Genomic DNA, 18,038 nt, shown 5'->3' with positions numbered 1-18,038 from the left:
TGGCGGCAGGCGCGTTCCTAATATGGCGACATGAAAACCCTCAACGTGATTGATTCGCACACCGGCGGTGAACCGACCCGCCTTGTGGTGTCGGGTGGCCCGGATCTCGGCAACGGCACGCTTGCGGAGCGTTTCGACGTGTTGCGTACGCGCTTCGACGACTGGCGCGCGGGCATTGTCACCGAGCCGCGCGGCTCGGACGTTGTCGTGGGCGCGCTGCTGTGCGAGCCGGACGATCCCGAAAGCGCGGCCGGCGTTATTTTCTTCAATAACGTCGGCTATCTCGGCATGTGCGGGCACGGCACGATCGGCCTCGTTGTGTCGCTCGCGCATATGGGACGCATCGGGCCGGGCCAGCATCGGATAGAAACGCCCGTCGGCGTCGTCGAGGCCACGCTCAACAACGACGGCAGCGTCTCGGTGCGCAACGTGCCCGCGTATCGCTTTCGCCGCGCCGTGACGGTCGATGTGCCGGAATACGGCCCGCTCACGGGCGACGTCGCCTGGGGCGGCAACTGGTTCTTCCTCGTCGCCGATCACGGACGCACGCTGGTGCCGGCCAATATCGCGGAACTCACCACGTTCACCTCGGCGATCCGCGATGCGCTGATCGCCGCGAATGTCACGGGCGCCGACGGCGCGCTGATCGATCACATCGAACTCTTCGGGCCGCCATCGCAGACGGGCAACGACAGCCGCAGCTTCGTGCTGTGCCCCGGAAACGCATACGACCGTTCGCCGTGCGGCACCGGCACGAGCGCGAAAGTTGCGTGCCTCGCGGCAGACGGCAAGCTCGCGGAAGGGGCGGTGTGGCGTCAGGAAAGCATCATCGGCAGCGTGTTCGAAGCGAGCTGGCGCGCAGGGGATGAAAGCATTACAGTCATACCGACGATTACGGGCCACGCGCACATCATGGCCGAAGGCAAGCTGTGCTTCGACGAGCGCGATCCGTTCGCGTGGGGCATCCGGACGCAATGACGGCAGACGCGGTGATCGTCGGCGCGGGCATTGTCGGCGCTGCCTGCGCGGCGGAACTGGCGGCACGCGGCATGCAGGTCGAAGTGATCGACGCGGGCGGCATCGGCGGCGGCGCGACGGCGGCCGGCATGGGCCACATTGTCGTGATGAACGATTCGCCGGCGGAGTTTGCGCTGAGCCGCTATTCGCGCAACCTCTGGCTCGAACTTGCGCCGCATCTGCGCACACGCGATGCTTTTGCGCGTTGCGGCACGCTCTGGGTCGCTTCCGACGACGAGGAGTACGACGCCGCGCGTGCAATGCACGACGCGTTTGCGGCGCAGAGCGTTCGGGCCCAGCTGCTGGACGCGTCCGCGTTGCGTGCGTGCGAACCGGCGCTAGCGCCTTCGATGGCGGGCGGACTGCGTATCGAACACGACAGCATCGTCTATGCGCCGGCCGTCGCCGAATGGTTGCTCGCGCAATCACCACATGCAGCGAAGATCAGCGTTCGGCTCAATACCCAGGTGGTGAAGGTCGACGCCCAGCACGTCACGTTAGCCAGCGGCGAGCGCGTCAGTGCGGCGCATGTGATCGTCGCAAGCGGGATCGCTGCTCCGCATCTTGTGTCTTCGGTGCCACTGCAGCCGAAGAAGGGTCATCTACTGATCACGGACCGATATCCCGGTTTGATCCAGCATCAGTTGCTGGAACTCGGCTACATCAAGAGCGCGCACCACGCGACCGGCACGTCGGTCGCATTCAATGCGCAGCCGCGTCCGACGGGGCAACTGCTGATCGGCTCTTCACGCCAGTTCGATACGGTCGACCCTGCTGTCGAGATGTCCGTACTCGCGCAGATGCTGCGGCGCGCGGCGCGCTACCTGCCCGCGTTGCCGTCGCTCAATGGCATACGTGCATGGACAGGGTTTCGCGCGGCGTCGCCCGATGGCCTGCCGCTGATCGGGCCGGCAGGCGATATGGCGCCCGGCGTGTGGCTCGCGCTCGGACACGAAGGCCTTGGCGTGACGACATCGCTTGCGACCGCGAAAATACTCGCAGCGCAGGTCACGCGGAGCGAGGCACCGATTCCAGTCGAGCCGTATCTGCCATCGCGATTCGAGCAGGGAAGCCACCATGTCTGACGTAAGCGCCGCGCTGATTCACGTGACGGTGAATGGCGACGAGATCAGCGTCGTTGCAGGCGCAACCGTCGCGGCCGCACTTGCTATTGCCGGTACGCGCTGCTCGCGTACTTCCGTAAGCGGCCAGCCGCGCGCGCCACTGTGCGGCATGGGTGTGTGTCAGGAGTGCCGCGTGACGATCGATGGCCGCGCGCATGTGCTGGCGTGTCAGACGCTGTGCCGTGACGGCCTGGTCATCGAGACGACGGGGTCGCGATGATGGAGCGCTACGACGTCGTGATCGTGGGGGCCGGTCCTGCCGGGCTGGAAGCTGCATGCGCAGCTGCGGCGCAGGGCGCGCGCGTCGCCGTTCTCGATGACAACCCGCGCCCCGGCGGACAGGTCTGGCGGCAAGGCCCATTGCATCCACCGGGCGCGTCGCTGAAAAGCGCAATCGCAACGTTGAACGAACTTCAGGAGGTCTGTCTCTGGCCTTCGACGCGCGTCGTCGCGCCATTGCCCGGGCGCGGATTGCTGCTCGAATCGGCGGCACAGGGCGGCGTCACATTGCGTTATGGCCGACTGATTCTGGCGACGGGAGCGCGCGAGCGGTTCCTGCCGTTCGCGGGTTGGATGTTGCCGGGCGTGACTGGCGCGGGCGCCTTGCAGGCATTGATCAAAGGCGGCACGCCTGTGCGTGGCGAACGCGTCGTCATCGCGGGCAGCGGGCCGCTGTTGATCGCCGCGCTCGCGAGCGCGCGCGACGCGGGCGCGCATGTCATGGCGGTGGTTGAGCAGGCATCGGCGGCTTCTATCGCACGCTTCGGCATGTCGCTCGCGATTACGCCGTCGAAACTGCTGCAGGCCGCGCAATTGACGCGCGGTTTCGCAGGATTGCGTTACTGGACGAATAGTGTGGTGAAAGAGGCACGGGGAAAGGGGCGCGTCGAAGCGGTCGTCATCCGGCGCGGTGTCACAGAAGAGACGCTCGCATGCGATCGCATCGCATGTGGCTACGGGCTCGTGCCGAACGTGACGCTCGCTCAGGCGCTCGGCTGTACGCTGGATTCCGCGGGCGCAATTGTTGTTGACGATGCGCAGCGCACGTCGATCGAAGGTGTTCTCGCGGCGGGCGAATGCACAGGCATCGGCGGCATGGAGCTGGCGCTAATCGAAGGGCGGATTGCGGGCCTCGCGGCCGCCGGCAATGCCGCCCAATCCCGTACTTCGTTGCACGCACAACGTAATCGCTGGCGACGCTTCGCCGCCCGCGTCGAGAACGCGTTCGCGCTGACCGAAGCGGCGCGCGCCGTTCCATCCGACGATACGCTGTTGTGCCGTTGCGAAGATGTCACGACTGGCGAAGTCCGCACGCACACAAGCTGGCGCGATGCGAAGCTGCATTCCCGCTGCGGCATGGGCGCGTGTCAGGGACGCATCTGCGGTGCGGCCGCGCAGACCTGGTTCGGCTGGGATGCGGCCCAACCGCGTCCGCCGTTCAGTCCCGCGCAGATCGCGACGCTAATGACCGCGATTGACGAAGACGAACCGCCACGCGTCAGCTAGAGCCGGCAAGCGCCAATCCGTTTTTGCCCACCGATTTTTTCCACACACCGTGCGGCTCTATAATCGACCGGACGCCACCCTTCGCATCACTACCGACACCACTGGACCTGCACGATGAACACGCTGGCAGCAACGCTCGAGCCGGCCGCCGCGACGCTGACCGGCATGCTCTCGCACTTCACGCTGCTGGAGCCGGTCTTCGATGCGATGCCGGACGTGGTCTTCTTCATCAAGGATACGCAGGCGCGCTACGTCCTCGTCAACCGTACACTTGCTTCGCGCTGCGGCTTCAAGGAGAAGGACGCGCTGCTTGGCAAGACCGCGGAGGACGTGTTTCCGCGCCGTTTCGGCCGCATCTATACCGCGCAGGACAAGGCGATCATCAGCGTAGGCAACCAGATGATCGACCAGCTCGAACTGCATCTGTATCCCGGCCGGCAACCCGGCTGGTGTCTGACGTGCAAGCAGCCGCTGCGCGATCCGGAAGGACACGTTGTGGGCCTCGCAGGCATTTCGCGCGACCTCAAGGCCGACGAAAGCAATCATCCCGCGTACAGCAAGCTTGCGGCAACGGTGCAGTACATCCAGGAAAATTATGTGCAGCCGCTGAATCTCAAGCAGCTGGCGGTGATGGCGGACATGTCCGTCGCGCAGCTCGAACGGTATTTTCACAAGGTGTTTCACCTGACCCCGCGACAGGTGCTGCTGAAAACGCGCCTCGACGCAGCCACCGCGCTGCTCGTCACCACAGACAAGGTCACCGACGTCGCCGCGCTCTGCGGCTACACCGATCACAGCGCATTCACGCGACAGTTCAAGGCGACGGTCGGCATCACGCCGACCGAATACCGGATGCTGCTGCACGGCACCGCACGCAGCTGACACGGCGGCACATGGCGCGTCTGAAGAAGACTTATCACTATTACGTGTACGTCGTCGAACTCGACGAAACCGTATGGAACGAGGCGCGCTTTCGCCGCGCGAATCCGGATTACCGTTTCGACAAACCGTGCGTGTATGTAGGAATGACGGGGCTCGACCCGGATTTGCGCTTCGACCGGCACAAGGCGGGCGTTCAGTCGAACCGCTTCGTGCGCGACTATGGCTTGCGGCTGCTGCCGCATTTGTACGAGGTGTTCAATCCGATGCCGTATGACGGCGCAGCGGATATGGAAGTGGAACTGGGAATTGGACTGCGCGAAGCGGGCTATGCGGTGTGGCAGGCGTGATGGGTGGGTCACTTCCGCGGCGCTCGCCCGCCTGAACGCGCTAACGTAGACAATCAGCGCGTAAAACCTGACCTGCCGCCTATTTAACGCCCAATCCCCGCAGAATCGCGTTGCCTTCCGGCGTCAAGCGGATGCGCGGCGCACTCGCATCTGAAGACGCGACCTGTTCGACGAGGCCCGCTTCCTGCAGTCCGGGAATTTCGGGCTTGGCCATCGCGTCGACCGGTGCGTGCAGCAGAAGCAGCAGCGTGGCGAGTTCGTGATGGCTCAGCAGCCGGCGCAGGATCGTTGGCCGCTTCGTGGCGGCAGGAGCTTCATCTTGTCTGGTGTTGCGATCGTTCATTGGGCGCACCTTGTCTACGTTGGCGTGCCATTCATACTACGGATCGTTTCTTAAACGATTATTAAGGCGACGCGGGGCGTCTGCCGACGTGAGCCGGCACAAATTACCGGCGCTTACAGCCCCGTCACGACCGCTTGCCACTGCGTACATCGCCGGTTCATGCCGCCTCCGGCGTCACGGCGCGCAGCTCTTGCTCGCGCTTTCGAGCCACAGGTTGTCCATGTGACGCTGGCCCGCGTAGAAGCGATACTGTGTTGCGCCGTTGTCGCTGCGGACCTTCACAATATTTGAATCACCGAAGTCGAGCATCGCGCCTTGCGGAATCGGCGTCGTCTTGAACTGGGCGTTGTGTTTCTGGGCCTGCCCGGTCAGGCAATCGATTACATCGCTGACGGAGCGTTGTGTCGGATGGTCGGAGACCGGTTCGCCGGCATCCGGATTCTGGAACTGCGCACAGGCAGCGAGAAAAAGAGGGATCGACAGGGTTGCGGCAAATTTCTTCATGACTCTCCTGGCCTTTTCAGTCCGCGCGGGCTGTGTTCGCGGCGCCAGGATGGCGCCGTCAAGCCGGATTTCAGCGTGAACACGGGCAGCAGCGATGGTGCGGATTAACCGTCATTATATCGGGCGCGGCCCGGGAGGCCTTTCGGCAACCCTGCGCTCCACCAGGCTCGAACCTGACGCTGAGCGAATGTTCACGCACTTCCAGTCGTTGCTGAAATGACCAGCGTCGGGCTTTTGCCGGATGTCGCGTGCGTCAGGCGGGCAACGCGTGGTTGTATTGAGCGATCCCTTCGTAGAGTGCGTTCAACTCGTCGATTGTGACTTCGTGCATCGGCATGACGATATTGAAATGATCCTTGCCCATCAGGGTTGGGTGTACGTACCAGACGCCTTTTTCCGGTTCGAACGGCTTGCCCGGCTCGATAAACGCATGGGCATGTCCGAGCGGAAATTGCGCTGAAGGCACGCTGACGAGACCATCATTGGGGCGCCACGCGGCAAACCCGCCACCGAGGTCTTTTTCGTTCAGTCCAACCGCCGCGCCGGTTGGTTTCAACAGCGGATTCATGTTGGGCGTCGGCACGCGAATGCCTTGCGGACCGGGAAACGTGCCGTCTATCGCGTACGACGCGTAGTAAACGTTGTCCGACGTTGTCGCCCATGTATTCTGGAAATGCGCCGCGACGGTCGACAGATCATAGATGCAACCGTCATTGGTTTTCCAGACGCGGCTTTGCAGGGCGCGCCGGATATATTCCTCGTGACCCTCTCCTTCCTCGCGCATGAGACCCCAATGCTGCAGGTTGAAATCGAAAAACGGTTCCTTGCCGCCCAGGCCAGCCAGTGTTGCGGCGCTATAAAAAATATCTCTGAGAACCAGCGGAAAACTGTCGTAGTCATCGGCGGTGAGCGCGCCGTTCTGTACACCCGCGACCGAGGTGAGGCTATGCACCCATTTCTTTCCGCCCTTGAACAGGTCAGACGTGGGCGCTTCGTGCGAGCCGGGCGTGAATGCGGCCTCGTCGGGATCGCCGTGTTCGAGCAGCTGGATCAGGGTGCGCGCCGTAGGGCCGCCCATGCTGTGACCAATCAGATGGACCTTGTGCGCTTCGCTCCATTGCGGAAAGACACCAGGGTAGCTGCGCCCGTAACGCGCGTGACCGTAACGCGCGGAGTGAACGGCGCCGTAATCGACAACACCGCCCCGGATGAAGTAGTACAGCTCGCAGGCGCGGTCCCAGTTGCTGGACAGTGGTCCCATCGAAGCCGTGAAGGTCTCGTAACCCTTGCTGTTCAGATATTCCTGGATGTCGCCTTTGGCACCGCCCCAGTATCGGAAATGCTGCCCGAAGATTTCGTCGCGGCCCCAGCCGCACATGCCGTGAACGAGCACGATTGGGTAGCGATTGTGGGTCGCTGAGCTTTTACCTGCGTGAGACGCCGCGTGAGGGGCTTGGGGGACGTGAGGGGCGGGCGGGGCGGATGACTTTCTTGTATTCGGCATCTTCAGGTTCTCGTTGTATGTTCTTTGAAAGGACTGCGCGGACAGGTACTGCCGTAGGTACTGTCATGCGTGCACTGCAGTGCCGTCAAAGCCGATACGACGAGCGGTTGATAATAATCAGGATGTCGAAGTATTTGACTGAATTTGTCAGATTCAATTGAACTATTGCGGGACTTCAACTGCTCGACGTATTTCGCGCGGCGAATGCATCGCGTGCCTGCATCGTCGTGTAGGTGAGTTGTGCGGCCGCGAGACCGAGCGCGCCGAACGTGCGCGTCAGGCCGAAATGGCTGAACGCTTCGGGAACCGGACGCTCGCCGGAAATAGCCGCCGCGAGCAGTTCGCCCGAGACCGTGGTGGGCGCCATGCCATGTCCACCGAAGCCGACCGCGTACCAGACGCCGTCGGCGCTCTGACCGATCTGCGGCATCTTGTGTCGCGCGTAGCTCATCAGGCCGCCCCACGCGTAATCGATGCGCACGTCGTGCAACTGCGGATACACCTTCAACAGATCGTGCCGAAGCAGACGTGCGATCGCATCGGGCTGACGGTCCAGCACCGAAATGCGGCCGCCCCACAGAATCCGCGTGTCGGGCAGCGCGCGGTAGTAATCGAAAGCGAAGCGCGTGTCGTAGATCGCCGACGTGCAGTCGATCGCGTCTTTCAGACGTGCGCCGAGCGGTTCGGTGGCCATGACGTAGGTGGCGATCGGCAACACCGCACGTTCGACCTGGCGATACACGTTGCGTGCATAACCGCCGCCGGCCATCACTACGTGCTTCGCTTCGATGACGCCGTCAGCCGTTTTGACGAGAAAACCGCTGCCCTGACGCTCAAGGCTTACCACCGGCGATTGCTCGTAGATATCGGCGCCGGCCGCAACAGCGGCACGCGCGACGCCGAGCACGTATTTCAGCGGGTGAAAGTGAAACGCGTTGTGTTCGAGCAGACCGCCGTGATAGCGGCGCGTCTTCAGTCGTGAGGCGAGCTGCGCTTCGGAAAGCGGTTCCCAGTCGACGCCGAACGACGCTTTCATCAGACGTCGTTGTGTTTCGAGCCGCGCGGGCTCATCGAACCAGTTCGCGAGAATCGCGCCGCCGTGCGTCGCATCGCAGTCGATGTGATAGCGCCGGATGCGCTCACGCATCAGGTCGACGGCATCGGTCGTGAGCGTATAGAGTTCGCGCGCGCGTTGCGGGCCGAGCGCTTTCAGCAGGTCGGCGCAATCGAGGCTGTAGCCGCCGAACACAAAGCCGCCGTTGCGCCCCGACGCGCCGAAGCCCGCCTGCTTCGCTTCGAGCACGACGACTTCACGCATGCCGCGCTCGACGAGTCCGAGCGCCGTCGACAGCCCCGCCAGTCCGCCGCCGACGATACACACTTCCGCGCTGCGTCTGCCGGTCAGACGCGCGCGCTCGGGACGCGTAACGGTGGCTTCGTAAAAACTTTGCATAAGGATTCATGCGTCCCGCGCGGCAAGCGCGCGCCGGACGCTCAACATGGGTTCAGGAGACCGGCAGCAGCTTGCCGCTGAATACGACGGGCCCGGTCGGGCCGTCTGGATCTGGCGAGCCGCCCGATGGTTCGATCGACACCGCCAGCGCCGGATATTGCTTTGGCTGCTGCTGGCCGGCCGGCATCGTGGCGTCGCCATGATCCGGCATCACGCCGAGCGAAACCGGATGACCGCTCGCAGGCAAGCCCCACAACTGCATCGTTTTGCCGGACGGCGGCGCGGCATCGCTCAGGCGATGCAGCTTGACGGACGAATGAGCCGAGTCCCACGAGATCAGCATGACCGCCTGCGCATCCTTGTTGCTCAGCACGGCGACGTGCGAGATGGCGGGGACGGGCTGCTGCGCGACGGTCGGCGGCTGCGCAGGCTGGGTGGGACCAGGCGGCAGCAGACCGCGCACCGCCAGCACCAGCGCGATTGCAGCAAACGCCGTGATGCCGATTGCCCAGCCGCGCCAGAAGGCGAGGTTGTCGAACCACGAACGCGGTTCGGGCCGCGCGGCCTCGGCGGCGCGCGCTTCGAGCTGACGCCGCGCGGCGAATCCCAGCTGTTCCTCGATGGCCTGCCAGACGCGGCCCGGCGGCATGCGCGCCGGCGCGAGTCCAGCCATTGGCGCGAGGCGATTTTCCCAATCCGACACGGCGCGGCGAATCGCCGGATCATGTTCGGCATAGCGCTGCAGCCGGCGACGGGCGCCTCCGCGCAGTGTCCCTACGACGTATTCTGCCGCCAGCATGTCGACCGTTTCAGGGTATCGGTGCAGATCCATCACAGACCCCCGATGCAGGTTTTGAGCTTCTGCAGCCCACGCCGGATCCATGACTTGACGGTGCCAAGCGGCACGGTGAGCGCCTGAGCGATCTCGCTATGGCTCTGGTCGCGCAGATAGGCGAGCGCGACGGCCTGCCGCTGCATCGGTTCGAGCGTGTCCATGCAATGGGCGAGTTGACGCGCTTCGATACTCATCGACGATAGTTCTTCTGGGTTTGGGTCGCTCGAGGCGACAAGATCGTCCAACGCATCGCTCCATTCGGTTTCCATCGCGTTTACCCGTCTCAGATGGTCGAGCGCCCGGTTTCGAACGATGGCGGACATCCACGTCATCGGCGCTGACAGGCCACGGCGGTAATCGCCCGCATAGCGCCAGATATTGACGAAGCTGTCCTGCAGCACCTCTTCAGCCCACTCGGGTCTGCTCAATATACGGAGCGCGAGCCCAAACAGTTTCGGCGACGCGACGTCGTAGAGCTCGCGCAGTGCCGAAGCATCCTCACCGGCGACACGCTCGAGCAACGCGACGAGTGATTCCGGCGCCAGTTCTGGTGAGTTGGCTTTCATGGAGAAAGGAGGGATGGCATGCGCGGCTATGTTACTCAAGTTTTGCCGGGCGGCCTACATAGGGTTGACGAGGGCGCCGCGCAGGTTTTCAGTGGTGCGCCGCGTCGTATTTCGTCGGGGGTGAGAAGGTCAGGCCAATTTTCGGAGGGGTTAACTGGCTTGACCAGATTGCGCGAAGGCGGAAGGCGTCTCGCGCGTGGCGCGTATGCAGGTTACTTGCCCCAGCTCAGCACAGCGGGATCGAGGCGGCGCGCAATCTTGATGAGACCGGCGCGCGTTTCCGGATGCATCGGTTGCAACGGATGACGCACGGCGTCGCAGGCGATCACGCCGCCTTCCTTCATCAGTGCCTTGCATGACGCGAGGCCACCCTGACGGTTTTCATAGTTGATGAGCGGAAGCCACTGCTGATAATACTGCGCGGCGCGTTCAGTGTCGCCTGAGGCATAGGCATCGAGAATCAGACGGATGCCGTCGGGATATCCACCGCCCGTCATCGAGCCTGTCGCGCCAGCGTCGAGATCGGCCATCAATGTGATGGCTTCTTCGCCATCCCACGGGCCGATGATCGCATCGCCACCGAGCGCGATCAGTTCGCGCAGCTTGCTGGCTGCCTGCGGCGTTTCAATCTTGAAGTACGACACGTTAGCGATTTCCTTCGCCATCTTCGCGAGAAAAGGCGCAGGCAACGCCGTGCCACTGACGGGCGCGTCCTGAATCATGATGGGAATATCGATCGCGTCCGACACGGTGCTGAAAAATTCAAAGATTCCGCGTTCGCCGACGCGGATCGTCGCGCCGTGATACGGCGGCATGATCATCACCATGTTCGCGCCCGCATCCTGCGCGCTACGGCTACGTTGCGCACACGCGCGCGAGCTGAAATGCGTGGTGGTGACGATCACCGGCACGCGTCCCGCGACATGTTCGAGTATCGCGTGCATCAGCGTCGTGCGCTCGTCGTCGGAAAGCGCGAACTGCTCAGAGAAATTGGCGAGGATGCAAATGCCGTTCGAGCCCGCGTCGATCATGAAATCGATGCAGCGGCGCTGCCCATCGAGGTCGAGGCGACCGGCTTCATCGAAGATCGTGGGTGCTACGGGGAATACGCCGCGGTACGGCGTTTGCATGGTGTTCGAGTTCATGATCGGGTTCCTGCGCGGTTTGCAGCGCGGTTTTCTGTTGTCTCCACCGCCGACTATACGAGCCGCTCTGGCACGCTGTATAGTGAATTGTTTCCATCCAGCGATCACTTTTACGACTCACATGAAAAACACGCTGAACGTGCTGATGTCGAGGCTGCGCATGAAGCAGCTTCAGTTGCTCATCGCGCTCGACGATCACAAGTCGCTGCACAAGGCCGCCGGCGTGATGTCGATGACCCAGTCGGCGGCGAGCAAGGCATTGCACGAACTGGAGTCGATGCTCGAAGCGCCGCTGTTCGAGCGCGCGAAAAACGGGCTGATCGTGAACCAGTTTGGCCATTGCGTGATTCGCTATGCAAGGCTTGTCGCGACGGACCTGACCGCCCTGTGCGACGACATGGCGGAGATTCGCTCCGGCAAGGGCGGCCGGCTCGCGATCGGCACGATCATGGGGGCGATTCCCGAAGTCGTGGTGCCTGTTCTCGATGAACTGCACGCGAGTCTGCCGAACCTGTCGGTGGAGATTGTCGAAGATACGAGCGCGCGCATGCTGATGCTGCTCGACGATGGGCGGCTCGATCTGGTGATCGGCCGCTCGATTGTCAGCGACGAGCCTTCACGCTATCACTATCAATCGCTGGGTGATGAACCGCTTTCGGTGGTGGTCAGCTACGATCATCCGCGTATCGTGCGCAAGGAACTCAGCCTTCATGACCTGAGCGACTATCGATGGATCACGTATCCGGGCCACATGCCGTTGCATGCGCTGCTGGAGCGCGAACTCGATCTTTCGGGAATCAGCATGCCGGCGAATCCGATTTCGACTGCGTCGACGTTCGTCACCGTCGCGCTGCTCCAGCAGCGTACCGATCTGGTTGCGCTATTGCCCACCGACATCGCCCAGCTATTCGTGCGGCAAAAGATGTTGCGCATTCTTCCTGTCGCGCTGAAGTCGCCTTCGCCGACATTTGGCATCGTCACGCGCAAAGGCGGGGTGCTCTCGCCGCCCGCGCAGCAATTCATTCAACGCCTGCGCAAGCTCGAACGCGTGCGTTGATTGCGTGTGCGAGGCGGCGCGGTGGACGCGCGCGGCACCATCACGGGCGCGGAAGTCACCCGAATCGGCGTGTCGCCGGCGTTGCCGCGTGAGCCGCGCGGCGCACGGTCGATCAGTTCACGCAACAGGTCGACGGCCATGCGTGCGGCTTCTTCCGTTGGCACGGCGACGGTCGATAGTGCAGGGCGCGAATCGCGCGCGAGCTGAATGTCGGTGATGCCGACAACCGACAGGTCATCGGGCACCGACAATCCTGTATCGGCCGCTGCGTGCATCGCGCCGAGCGCAGGCAGGTCGTTCGTTGCAAAGAGCGCGGTGACGTCGGGATGCGCTTCGAGCAGTTTCAGCGCTGCGTCATAGCCGCCGCGTATCGTGTCTGCTTCGCAGGTGAATTCGGCCACGATCCGGGCCTCGCCATTAGCGTTGATTCGTTCGACGAATCCCTCACGCCGTGCGCCATGAATGCCGAAAGGCGAGCGGTCGCCGTGGCAGCTTTTGCTGCCGACCAGCGCACCAATGCGCGTATGGCCGAGGTCGAGCAGATGTTGTGCGGCGAGCGCACCTGCGAGACGAAAGTCGACCGCCACGCACGGCAGATCAGGCGGATCGTCGGGACGTTCCCACATGCACAGCACGACCGGCGTGCCGCGTTCGGCGGTGGCGCGCAGATCGTCGAAAACGAGTTCGGCATTCGTCACGAGCACGCCTTCCGACAGCGTGCCCGCAATCTGCTCCAGATACGCGCGGCCGGTTTCCTTGTCGTCGTTGGTATTGCAGACGATCAGAAAGTGGCCGCCTGTGCGCGCGGCCCGTTCGGCAGCAAGGGTAAATTCCGGGTAGAACGGATTTGCGATGCTCGATACCATCAGCGCAAACGTCGGGGCGCGGCCTTCGGCGAGCGCGCGTGCCGCGAGGTGAGGGCGATAGCCGAGCTGCTTGATCGCCAGCAGTACACGTTCGCGCGTCGCCGCGCCGACCCGTCCGCGGTTGCGCAATACGTTGGACACCGTCGCAGGCGTGACGCCGGCGTGCGTGGCAACTTCGTTCAGCGTGGTCATAAGCGTTGACGGTCTAGCAACATGTGGGATGACATCCTGACATTTGCAACAACGGCGGCCGTCGCGATAAAGTCATCGAAACAGAACGCACCGGAGACAGCGCAAGATCAGGCGATTGAGATCCAATCGTCTTTTTCTCTGCCGCTTGATTAAGCGCTTAACCTCCTGTTGTGATGCATTAGAACATGGAGGCAAGGCTATGGCCAGTATCTCGTTGAAAGCAGTGCACAAAGCGTACGGCGACCACCCGCCGGTGATTCGCGGCGTGGACCTGGAGATCGGCGAAAACGAATTCTGCGTGTTCCTCGGCCCCTCGGGCTGCGGCAAGTCGACGTTGCTGCGCATGATCGCGGGTCTCGAAGATGTCACCGATGGCGATCTGCATATCGGCGGACGGATCATGAATGACGTGCCCGCTGCGGAACGTGGCGTCGCGATGGTGTTCCAGAGCTACGCGCTCTTTCCGCATATGAGCGTCTACGAGAACATGGCGTTTGGCTTGAAGCTCGCCAAAAAGCCGAAAGACGAAATCGATCGCAGGGTGAAGGAAGCCGCACGCGTGCTGCAGCTCGAAGCGCTGCTGGACCGCAAACCCCGCGCCCTTTCCGGCGGTCAGCGGCAGCGGGTCGCGATTGGCCGGGCGATTGTCCGCGAACCGGGCGTGTTTCTTTTCGATGAGCCGCTGTCGAATCTCGACGCCACGTTGCGTGGCCAGACCCGCATCGAAATCGCACGTCTGCACAAGCAGTTTGCGAAGGCGAGCGTCGTGTACGTGACGCATGACCAGATCGAAGCGATGACGCTCGCGGATCGTATCGTATTGCTGCACGCGGGTAAGGACACAGAGCGCTACGGCAGCATTGCACAGGTCGGCTCGCCGCTCGAACTGTATCACCGCCCCAGGAGCCGTTTCGTTGCAGGCTTTATCGGCTCGCCGCGCATGAATTTTCTGCCTGCCACCGTCGCGGGGCTCAACGCTCAATACGCTCAGATCACGCTTGCGCACACGGGTGAAACGCTCGATGTAGCGGTTGTGGCGGACACGCTGACGGTCGGCCAGGTCGTGACGCTTGGCATCCGGCCCGAACATCTTGAAGTCAGCATCGTTGCGGGTACAACCAGTGAGACCTCCTCTAAAGTGTCTTCGCAATCGATTCAGCGAAGCGTCACCCTGATCGAACAGCTGGGCGAGCACAGTTATCTGCATCTTGATCAACCTGGCGGCGACGTGCTGGTCGCGAAAGCGCCGGGCGATATCAATGTGCGCACGGGCGAACGTCTGACGCTCAACGTGCCCGCCGCTTCGTGTCATCTCTTCACCGAGGACGGTTTCGCGCTGCCACATCGTGCGAGTGCCTCGACTCATCCCATCACTCAGGTCGCGTAGGAGCGCTGCATGCGTTTAGGAGTCTGCTATTACCCGGAACACTGGTCGTCGGATATGTGGAGCGACGACGCTGCGCGCATGAAGGCGCTTGGCATCGAGCGCGTGCGCATCGGCGAATTCGCGTGGAGCCGCATCGAACCGGAGCCGGGCGTGTATCAATGGGACTGGCTCGATCACGCCATCGATGTGCTCGGTTCAGCTGGATTGAAGGTCGTCATGTGTACGCCGACTGCCACGCCACCCAAGTGGCTGATCGACCAGCATCCGGACATTCTCGCGGTAGGCGCGGACGGCCGTCCGCGTGCGTTCGGCTCACGACGTCACTACGATTTTTCTTCGCCGTCGTATTTCGAAGCATCGCGACGTATCTGCGAGGCGGTGGCGCGCCGTTACGGTTCGCATCCGGCAGTTGAATTCTGGCAAACCGATAACGAATATGGTTGTCACCACACCGTTGTCAGTTATTCGCCTGCGGCGGCGAAGCGCTTTCGCGGCTGGCTCGCGCAACGCTACGGCAGCATCGAGGCGCTGAATACGGCGTGGGGCACCGTGTTTTGGAGCATGGAATATCGCAGCTTCGACGAAATCGATCCGCCGATCGGAACGGTGACGGAGGCGCATCCGTCGCACCGTCTCGACTATCGCCGTTTCGCTTCCGACGAGCTGGTGCGCTTCAATCGCATGCAGACGGAGATTCTGCGCGAGCATTCACCGGGTCGCCCGATCGCGCACAACTTCATGCAGCTCTTCACCGAGTTCGATCACTACAAGGTAGCGGCCGATCTCGATATCGCGACGTGGGACAGCTATCCGCTCGGCGCGCTCGAAGAACAGTGGTTTGCGCCTGACATCAAGGCGCGCTTCCTGCGCACCGGTCACCCGGATTTTGCGTCGTTCAACCACGATGTCTATCGCGGCATGTCGAAGCAACCGTTCTGGGTGATGGAGCAGCAACCGGGCCCGGTGAACTGGGCATTGTGGAATCCGGCTCCGCTACCGGGCATGGTGCGTCTGTGGAGCTGGGAAGCGTTTGCGCACGGCGCGGGCTGCGTGTCGTATTTCCGCTGGCGTCAGGCGCCGTTCGCGCAGGAACAGATGCATGCCGGGCTCAATACGCCCGACAACCGGCTCGATATCGGCGGCGAAGAGGCCGCACGCGTCGCGAAGGAAATCCGCGACGTGGTGTCCGCCGATGGTGAACCGCAGGTGCGTGCGAAAGTCGCGCTCGTCTATGACTACGAGGCGAAGTGGCTCTTCGAGATTCATCCGCAGGCCGCTGACTTCCACTATCCGCGTTTTGCGTTCGAGTATTACTCGGCGCTTCGTTCGCTCGGTCTCGACGTGGACGTGATTCCGTCAGATGCTTCGTTTGAAGGCTATCGCATGATCGTCGTGCCGCCGCTGCCGGTGGTGTCCGATGATTTCGGCGCAAGGCTCGTGGCAAGCGGCGCGCAGGTTGTCCTCGGTCCGCGCACCGGGTCCAAGACGCGCGATCTGCAGATTCCCGCGAATCTGCCGCCGGGCGCCATGGCCGATGTGCTGCCGGTCCGCGTATGGCGTGTCGACTCGATGCGTCCGAACGTGACTGTGGCGGTCGAAAGCGATAACGCGGCGCTACGGGGCGAGTCTCGTCACTGGCGTGACCTGCTCGACGTGCCCGCGAATATGGACGTACTCGCGCGCTTTAACGACGGTCATCCGGCGGTGGTGCGCCATGGCACGCTACATTACTGCGCAAGCCTCTTCGACGATGCACTGACGCAACGCATCTTCCAGCAGGTTGCACAGGCCGCAAAGCTCGACCCAGTGCCTCTGGCAGATACGGTGCGCGTGAGCCAGCGTGGCGCGCTCAAATACGTTTTCAACTACGGCGATACCGCTTATACGATCGACGGCGTCCGTGCGGATGCTTTCGTGATCGGGTCGTCGTCGGTCGAACCGCAGGGCGTGGCGGTTTATCGCGCCGTATAACATTCCATCACCCATCAGGAGACAGGTATGACAAGCACGAAAAGTGCGGTACGCAAGGGGCTGATCGGCATCGCGCTGGCTGCCGCCGGACTGACGACAGTCGTCGGCAACATCGCGCAGGCTGGCACGCTCGCGGTCAACATCGCGTTCAAGGGCGCGAGCCAGCGAGCCGTCTGGCAATCGGCCATCGACGACTTCAAGAAGGCGCATCCGGATATCGACGTGAAGGTGTCGTTCGTCGATGAAGAAGCGTACAAGGTGCAGTTGCCAGGTTGGCTCTCGACGGTCGCGCCTGATGTGGTGAACTGGCATGACGGCGAACGGATGGCGTATTACGCGCGTCGTGGTCTCCTGGAAGATCTCACCAATGACTGGAACAAGAACAACTGGAACAGCATGTACGCGTCGACGAAGGAAGCTTCGTCGTATAGCGGCAAGCAGTACGCCGCGCCGACCGTGTACTACTCGTGGGGCATGTTCTATCGCAAGGACCTGTTCCAGAAGGCCGGCATCGCGGCCGAGCCGAAGACGTGGGATGAATTCCTCGACGCGTGCAAGAAGCTGAAAGCCGCAGGCATCACGCCGGTCGCAGTGGCTGGCCGCGATGCGTGGACGCTCGCAGGATGGTTCGACTATCTCGACCTGCGCATCAACGGTAACGCGTTTCACCAGAAGCTGATGGCGGGTGAAGTGCCGTACACCGATCCGCGCGTGAAGAAGGTCTACACGACGTGGAAGCAGCTGATCGACGATAAGGTCTTTATCGACAACTCGCTTTCATACGATCTGGATGCGGCGCAGCCGTTCCTGTTCCAGGGCAAGGCCGCGATGATGCTGATGGGCACGTTCATTACCGGCGGTTTTCCGGCGGACGTGAAACCGAAGATGGGCTACTTCCAGTTCCCGATCATCGATGCGAAGGTGCCGACGGCCGAAGATGGTCCGGTCGAATCGCTGCATATTCCGTCGAAAGCGAAGAACAAGGCTGACGCGCATACCTTCCTTGCCTTCATGGAAACGCCGGATATCAGCTCGAAGCTCGCGCAGGGGCTGGGTTCACTGCCGGCTAACAGCAAGTCGCCGGAACCGGAAGATCCGATTTCGAAGATCGGCTTCCAGATCCTGTCGAATACGAAGGGCGGCATTGCGCAGTTCTACGATCGCGACATGACCAAGGAAATGGCCGACGAAGGCATGAAGGGTATGCAGCAGTTCATGTCGGATCCGACGAAGATCGACGAGATCCTCGCGCAACTCGAGCAGACCCGGAAGCGGATCTACAAGAAGTAAGCGGAGCATTGAACGGTACCGGCATGCGCGTGTGTTGCGCATGCCGGCA

At 62.5% G+C, this 18,038-nt stretch carries 18 protein-coding genes; 10 read left to right on the top strand and 8 right to left on the bottom strand.

Features of this window, described 5'->3' with window-relative positions; all coding sequences use genetic code 11:
• The first annotated feature begins 30 nt into the window (after positions 1–30).
• The 6 genes from P3T16_RS15795 (at position 31) to P3T16_RS15770 (ending at position 4,876) form a co-directional block, all read left to right on the top strand.
• Entirely contained in the window at positions 31–978 is a 948-nt protein-coding gene (locus tag P3T16_RS15795) for a 4-hydroxyproline epimerase (protein ID WP_429342978.1), read from the top strand.
• On the top strand, positions 975–2,102 hold the full coding sequence (locus tag P3T16_RS15790; protein ID WP_429342977.1) for an NAD(P)/FAD-dependent oxidoreductase: 1,128 nt from the start codon (positions 975–977) through the stop codon (positions 2,100–2,102). The genes P3T16_RS15795 and P3T16_RS15790 overlap by 4 nt, the downstream gene beginning before the upstream one ends.
• Positions 2,095–2,361 carry a 2Fe-2S iron-sulfur cluster-binding protein gene (locus P3T16_RS15785; RefSeq protein WP_429342976.1) on the top strand — a complete coding sequence of 89 codons (267 nt, stop codon included), beginning with the start codon at positions 2,095–2,097 and terminating at the stop codon, positions 2,359–2,361. The genes P3T16_RS15790 and P3T16_RS15785 overlap by 8 nt, the downstream gene beginning before the upstream one ends.
• Entirely contained in the window at positions 2,358–3,647 is a 1,290-nt protein-coding gene (locus P3T16_RS15780) for an FAD-dependent oxidoreductase (protein ID WP_429342975.1), read from the top strand. Before P3T16_RS15785 ends, P3T16_RS15780 begins: the two co-directional genes overlap by 4 nt.
• A gap of 114 nt (positions 3,648–3,761) precedes the next feature.
• Positions 3,762–4,529, top strand: coding sequence for a helix-turn-helix domain-containing protein (locus P3T16_RS15775; RefSeq protein ID WP_429255898.1), 768 nt, complete (start codon positions 3,762–3,764; stop codon positions 4,527–4,529).
• Positions 4,530–4,540: 11 nt separating this feature from the next.
• The gene (locus P3T16_RS15770; RefSeq protein WP_429342974.1) at positions 4,541–4,876 is read left to right on the top strand and encodes a hypothetical protein; all 336 of its coding nucleotides are present in this window, start codon (positions 4,541–4,543) and stop codon (positions 4,874–4,876) included.
• Positions 4,877–4,955: 79 nt separating this feature from the next.
• Here P3T16_RS15770 and P3T16_RS15765 read toward each other — a convergent pair whose 3' ends face one another.
• The 7 genes from P3T16_RS15765 to P3T16_RS15735 all read right to left on the bottom strand — a co-directional run bounded on the left by P3T16_RS15765 (position 4,956) and on the right by P3T16_RS15735 (position 11,226).
• Positions 4,956–5,219 carry a hypothetical protein gene (locus tag P3T16_RS15765; protein WP_429255896.1) on the bottom strand — a complete coding sequence of 88 codons (264 nt, stop codon included), beginning with the start codon at positions 5,217–5,219 and terminating at the stop codon, positions 4,956–4,958.
• Positions 5,220–5,393: 174 nt separating this feature from the next.
• Positions 5,394–5,723, bottom strand: a complete 330-nt coding sequence (locus tag P3T16_RS15760; RefSeq protein ID WP_429255895.1) for a hypothetical protein — start codon at positions 5,721–5,723, stop codon at positions 5,394–5,396.
• A 253-nt stretch (positions 5,724–5,976) separates the two neighbouring features.
• The gene (locus P3T16_RS15755) at positions 5,977–7,227 is read right to left on the bottom strand and encodes an esterase/lipase family protein (RefSeq protein WP_429342973.1); all 1,251 of its coding nucleotides are present in this window, start codon (positions 7,225–7,227) and stop codon (positions 5,977–5,979) included.
• 175 nt (positions 7,228–7,402) lie between these two features.
• Positions 7,403–8,680, bottom strand: coding sequence for an NAD(P)/FAD-dependent oxidoreductase (locus P3T16_RS15750; protein ID WP_429342972.1), 1,278 nt, complete (start codon positions 8,678–8,680; stop codon positions 7,403–7,405).
• A 52-nt stretch (positions 8,681–8,732) separates the two neighbouring features.
• Complete coding sequence (locus P3T16_RS15745; protein ID WP_429342971.1) at positions 8,733–9,512, bottom strand: anti-sigma factor; 780 nt, start codon at positions 9,510–9,512, stop codon at positions 8,733–8,735.
• Entirely contained in the window at positions 9,512–10,081 is a 570-nt protein-coding gene (locus tag P3T16_RS15740) for an RNA polymerase sigma factor (protein WP_429255891.1), read from the bottom strand. The genes P3T16_RS15745 and P3T16_RS15740 overlap by 1 nt, the downstream gene beginning before the upstream one ends.
• A gap of 212 nt (positions 10,082–10,293) precedes the next feature.
• The gene (locus P3T16_RS15735; protein WP_429342970.1) at positions 10,294–11,226 is read right to left on the bottom strand and encodes a dihydrodipicolinate synthase family protein; all 933 of its coding nucleotides are present in this window, start codon (positions 11,224–11,226) and stop codon (positions 10,294–10,296) included.
• Between the two features lie 121 nt (positions 11,227–11,347).
• On the opposite strand from P3T16_RS15735, the gene P3T16_RS15730 reads away from it, so the two are divergent.
• Complete coding sequence (locus P3T16_RS15730) at positions 11,348–12,283, top strand: LysR family transcriptional regulator (protein WP_429342969.1); 936 nt, start codon at positions 11,348–11,350, stop codon at positions 12,281–12,283.
• Here the strand turns inward: P3T16_RS15730 and P3T16_RS15725 are convergent.
• Positions 12,250–13,341 (bottom strand): LacI family DNA-binding transcriptional regulator, encoded by a 1,092-nt coding sequence (locus tag P3T16_RS15725; protein ID WP_429342968.1) that lies wholly within the window; start codon positions 13,339–13,341, stop codon positions 12,250–12,252. The genes P3T16_RS15730 and P3T16_RS15725 overlap by 34 nt on opposite strands.
• A 199-nt stretch (positions 13,342–13,540) precedes the next feature.
• Between P3T16_RS15725 and P3T16_RS15720 the strand changes: the two genes are divergently transcribed.
• From P3T16_RS15720 to P3T16_RS15710, 3 genes are read left to right on the top strand one after another with little or no spacing between them, the layout of a single operon-like run.
• On the top strand, positions 13,541–14,728 hold the full coding sequence (locus P3T16_RS15720) for an ABC transporter ATP-binding protein (protein ID WP_429342967.1): 1,188 nt from the start codon (positions 13,541–13,543) through the stop codon (positions 14,726–14,728).
• 9 nt (positions 14,729–14,737) lie between these two features.
• Positions 14,738–16,699 carry a beta-galactosidase gene (locus P3T16_RS15715; RefSeq protein WP_429342966.1) on the top strand — a complete coding sequence of 654 codons (1,962 nt, stop codon included), beginning with the start codon at positions 14,738–14,740 and terminating at the stop codon, positions 16,697–16,699.
• A gap of 27 nt (positions 16,700–16,726) precedes the next feature.
• A complete protein-coding gene (locus tag P3T16_RS15710) occupies positions 16,727–17,989 on the top strand; it encodes an ABC transporter substrate-binding protein (RefSeq protein ID WP_429342965.1) in 1,263 nt (420 codons plus the stop codon).
• Positions 17,990–18,038: the final 49 nt, after the last annotated feature.

It is taken from the genome of Paraburkholderia sp. GAS42, from assembly GCF_050436565.1.
GTDB lineage: Bacteria > Pseudomonadota > Gammaproteobacteria > Burkholderiales > Burkholderiaceae > Paraburkholderia.
This window is presented reverse-complemented; position numbering and strand designations above follow the sequence as displayed.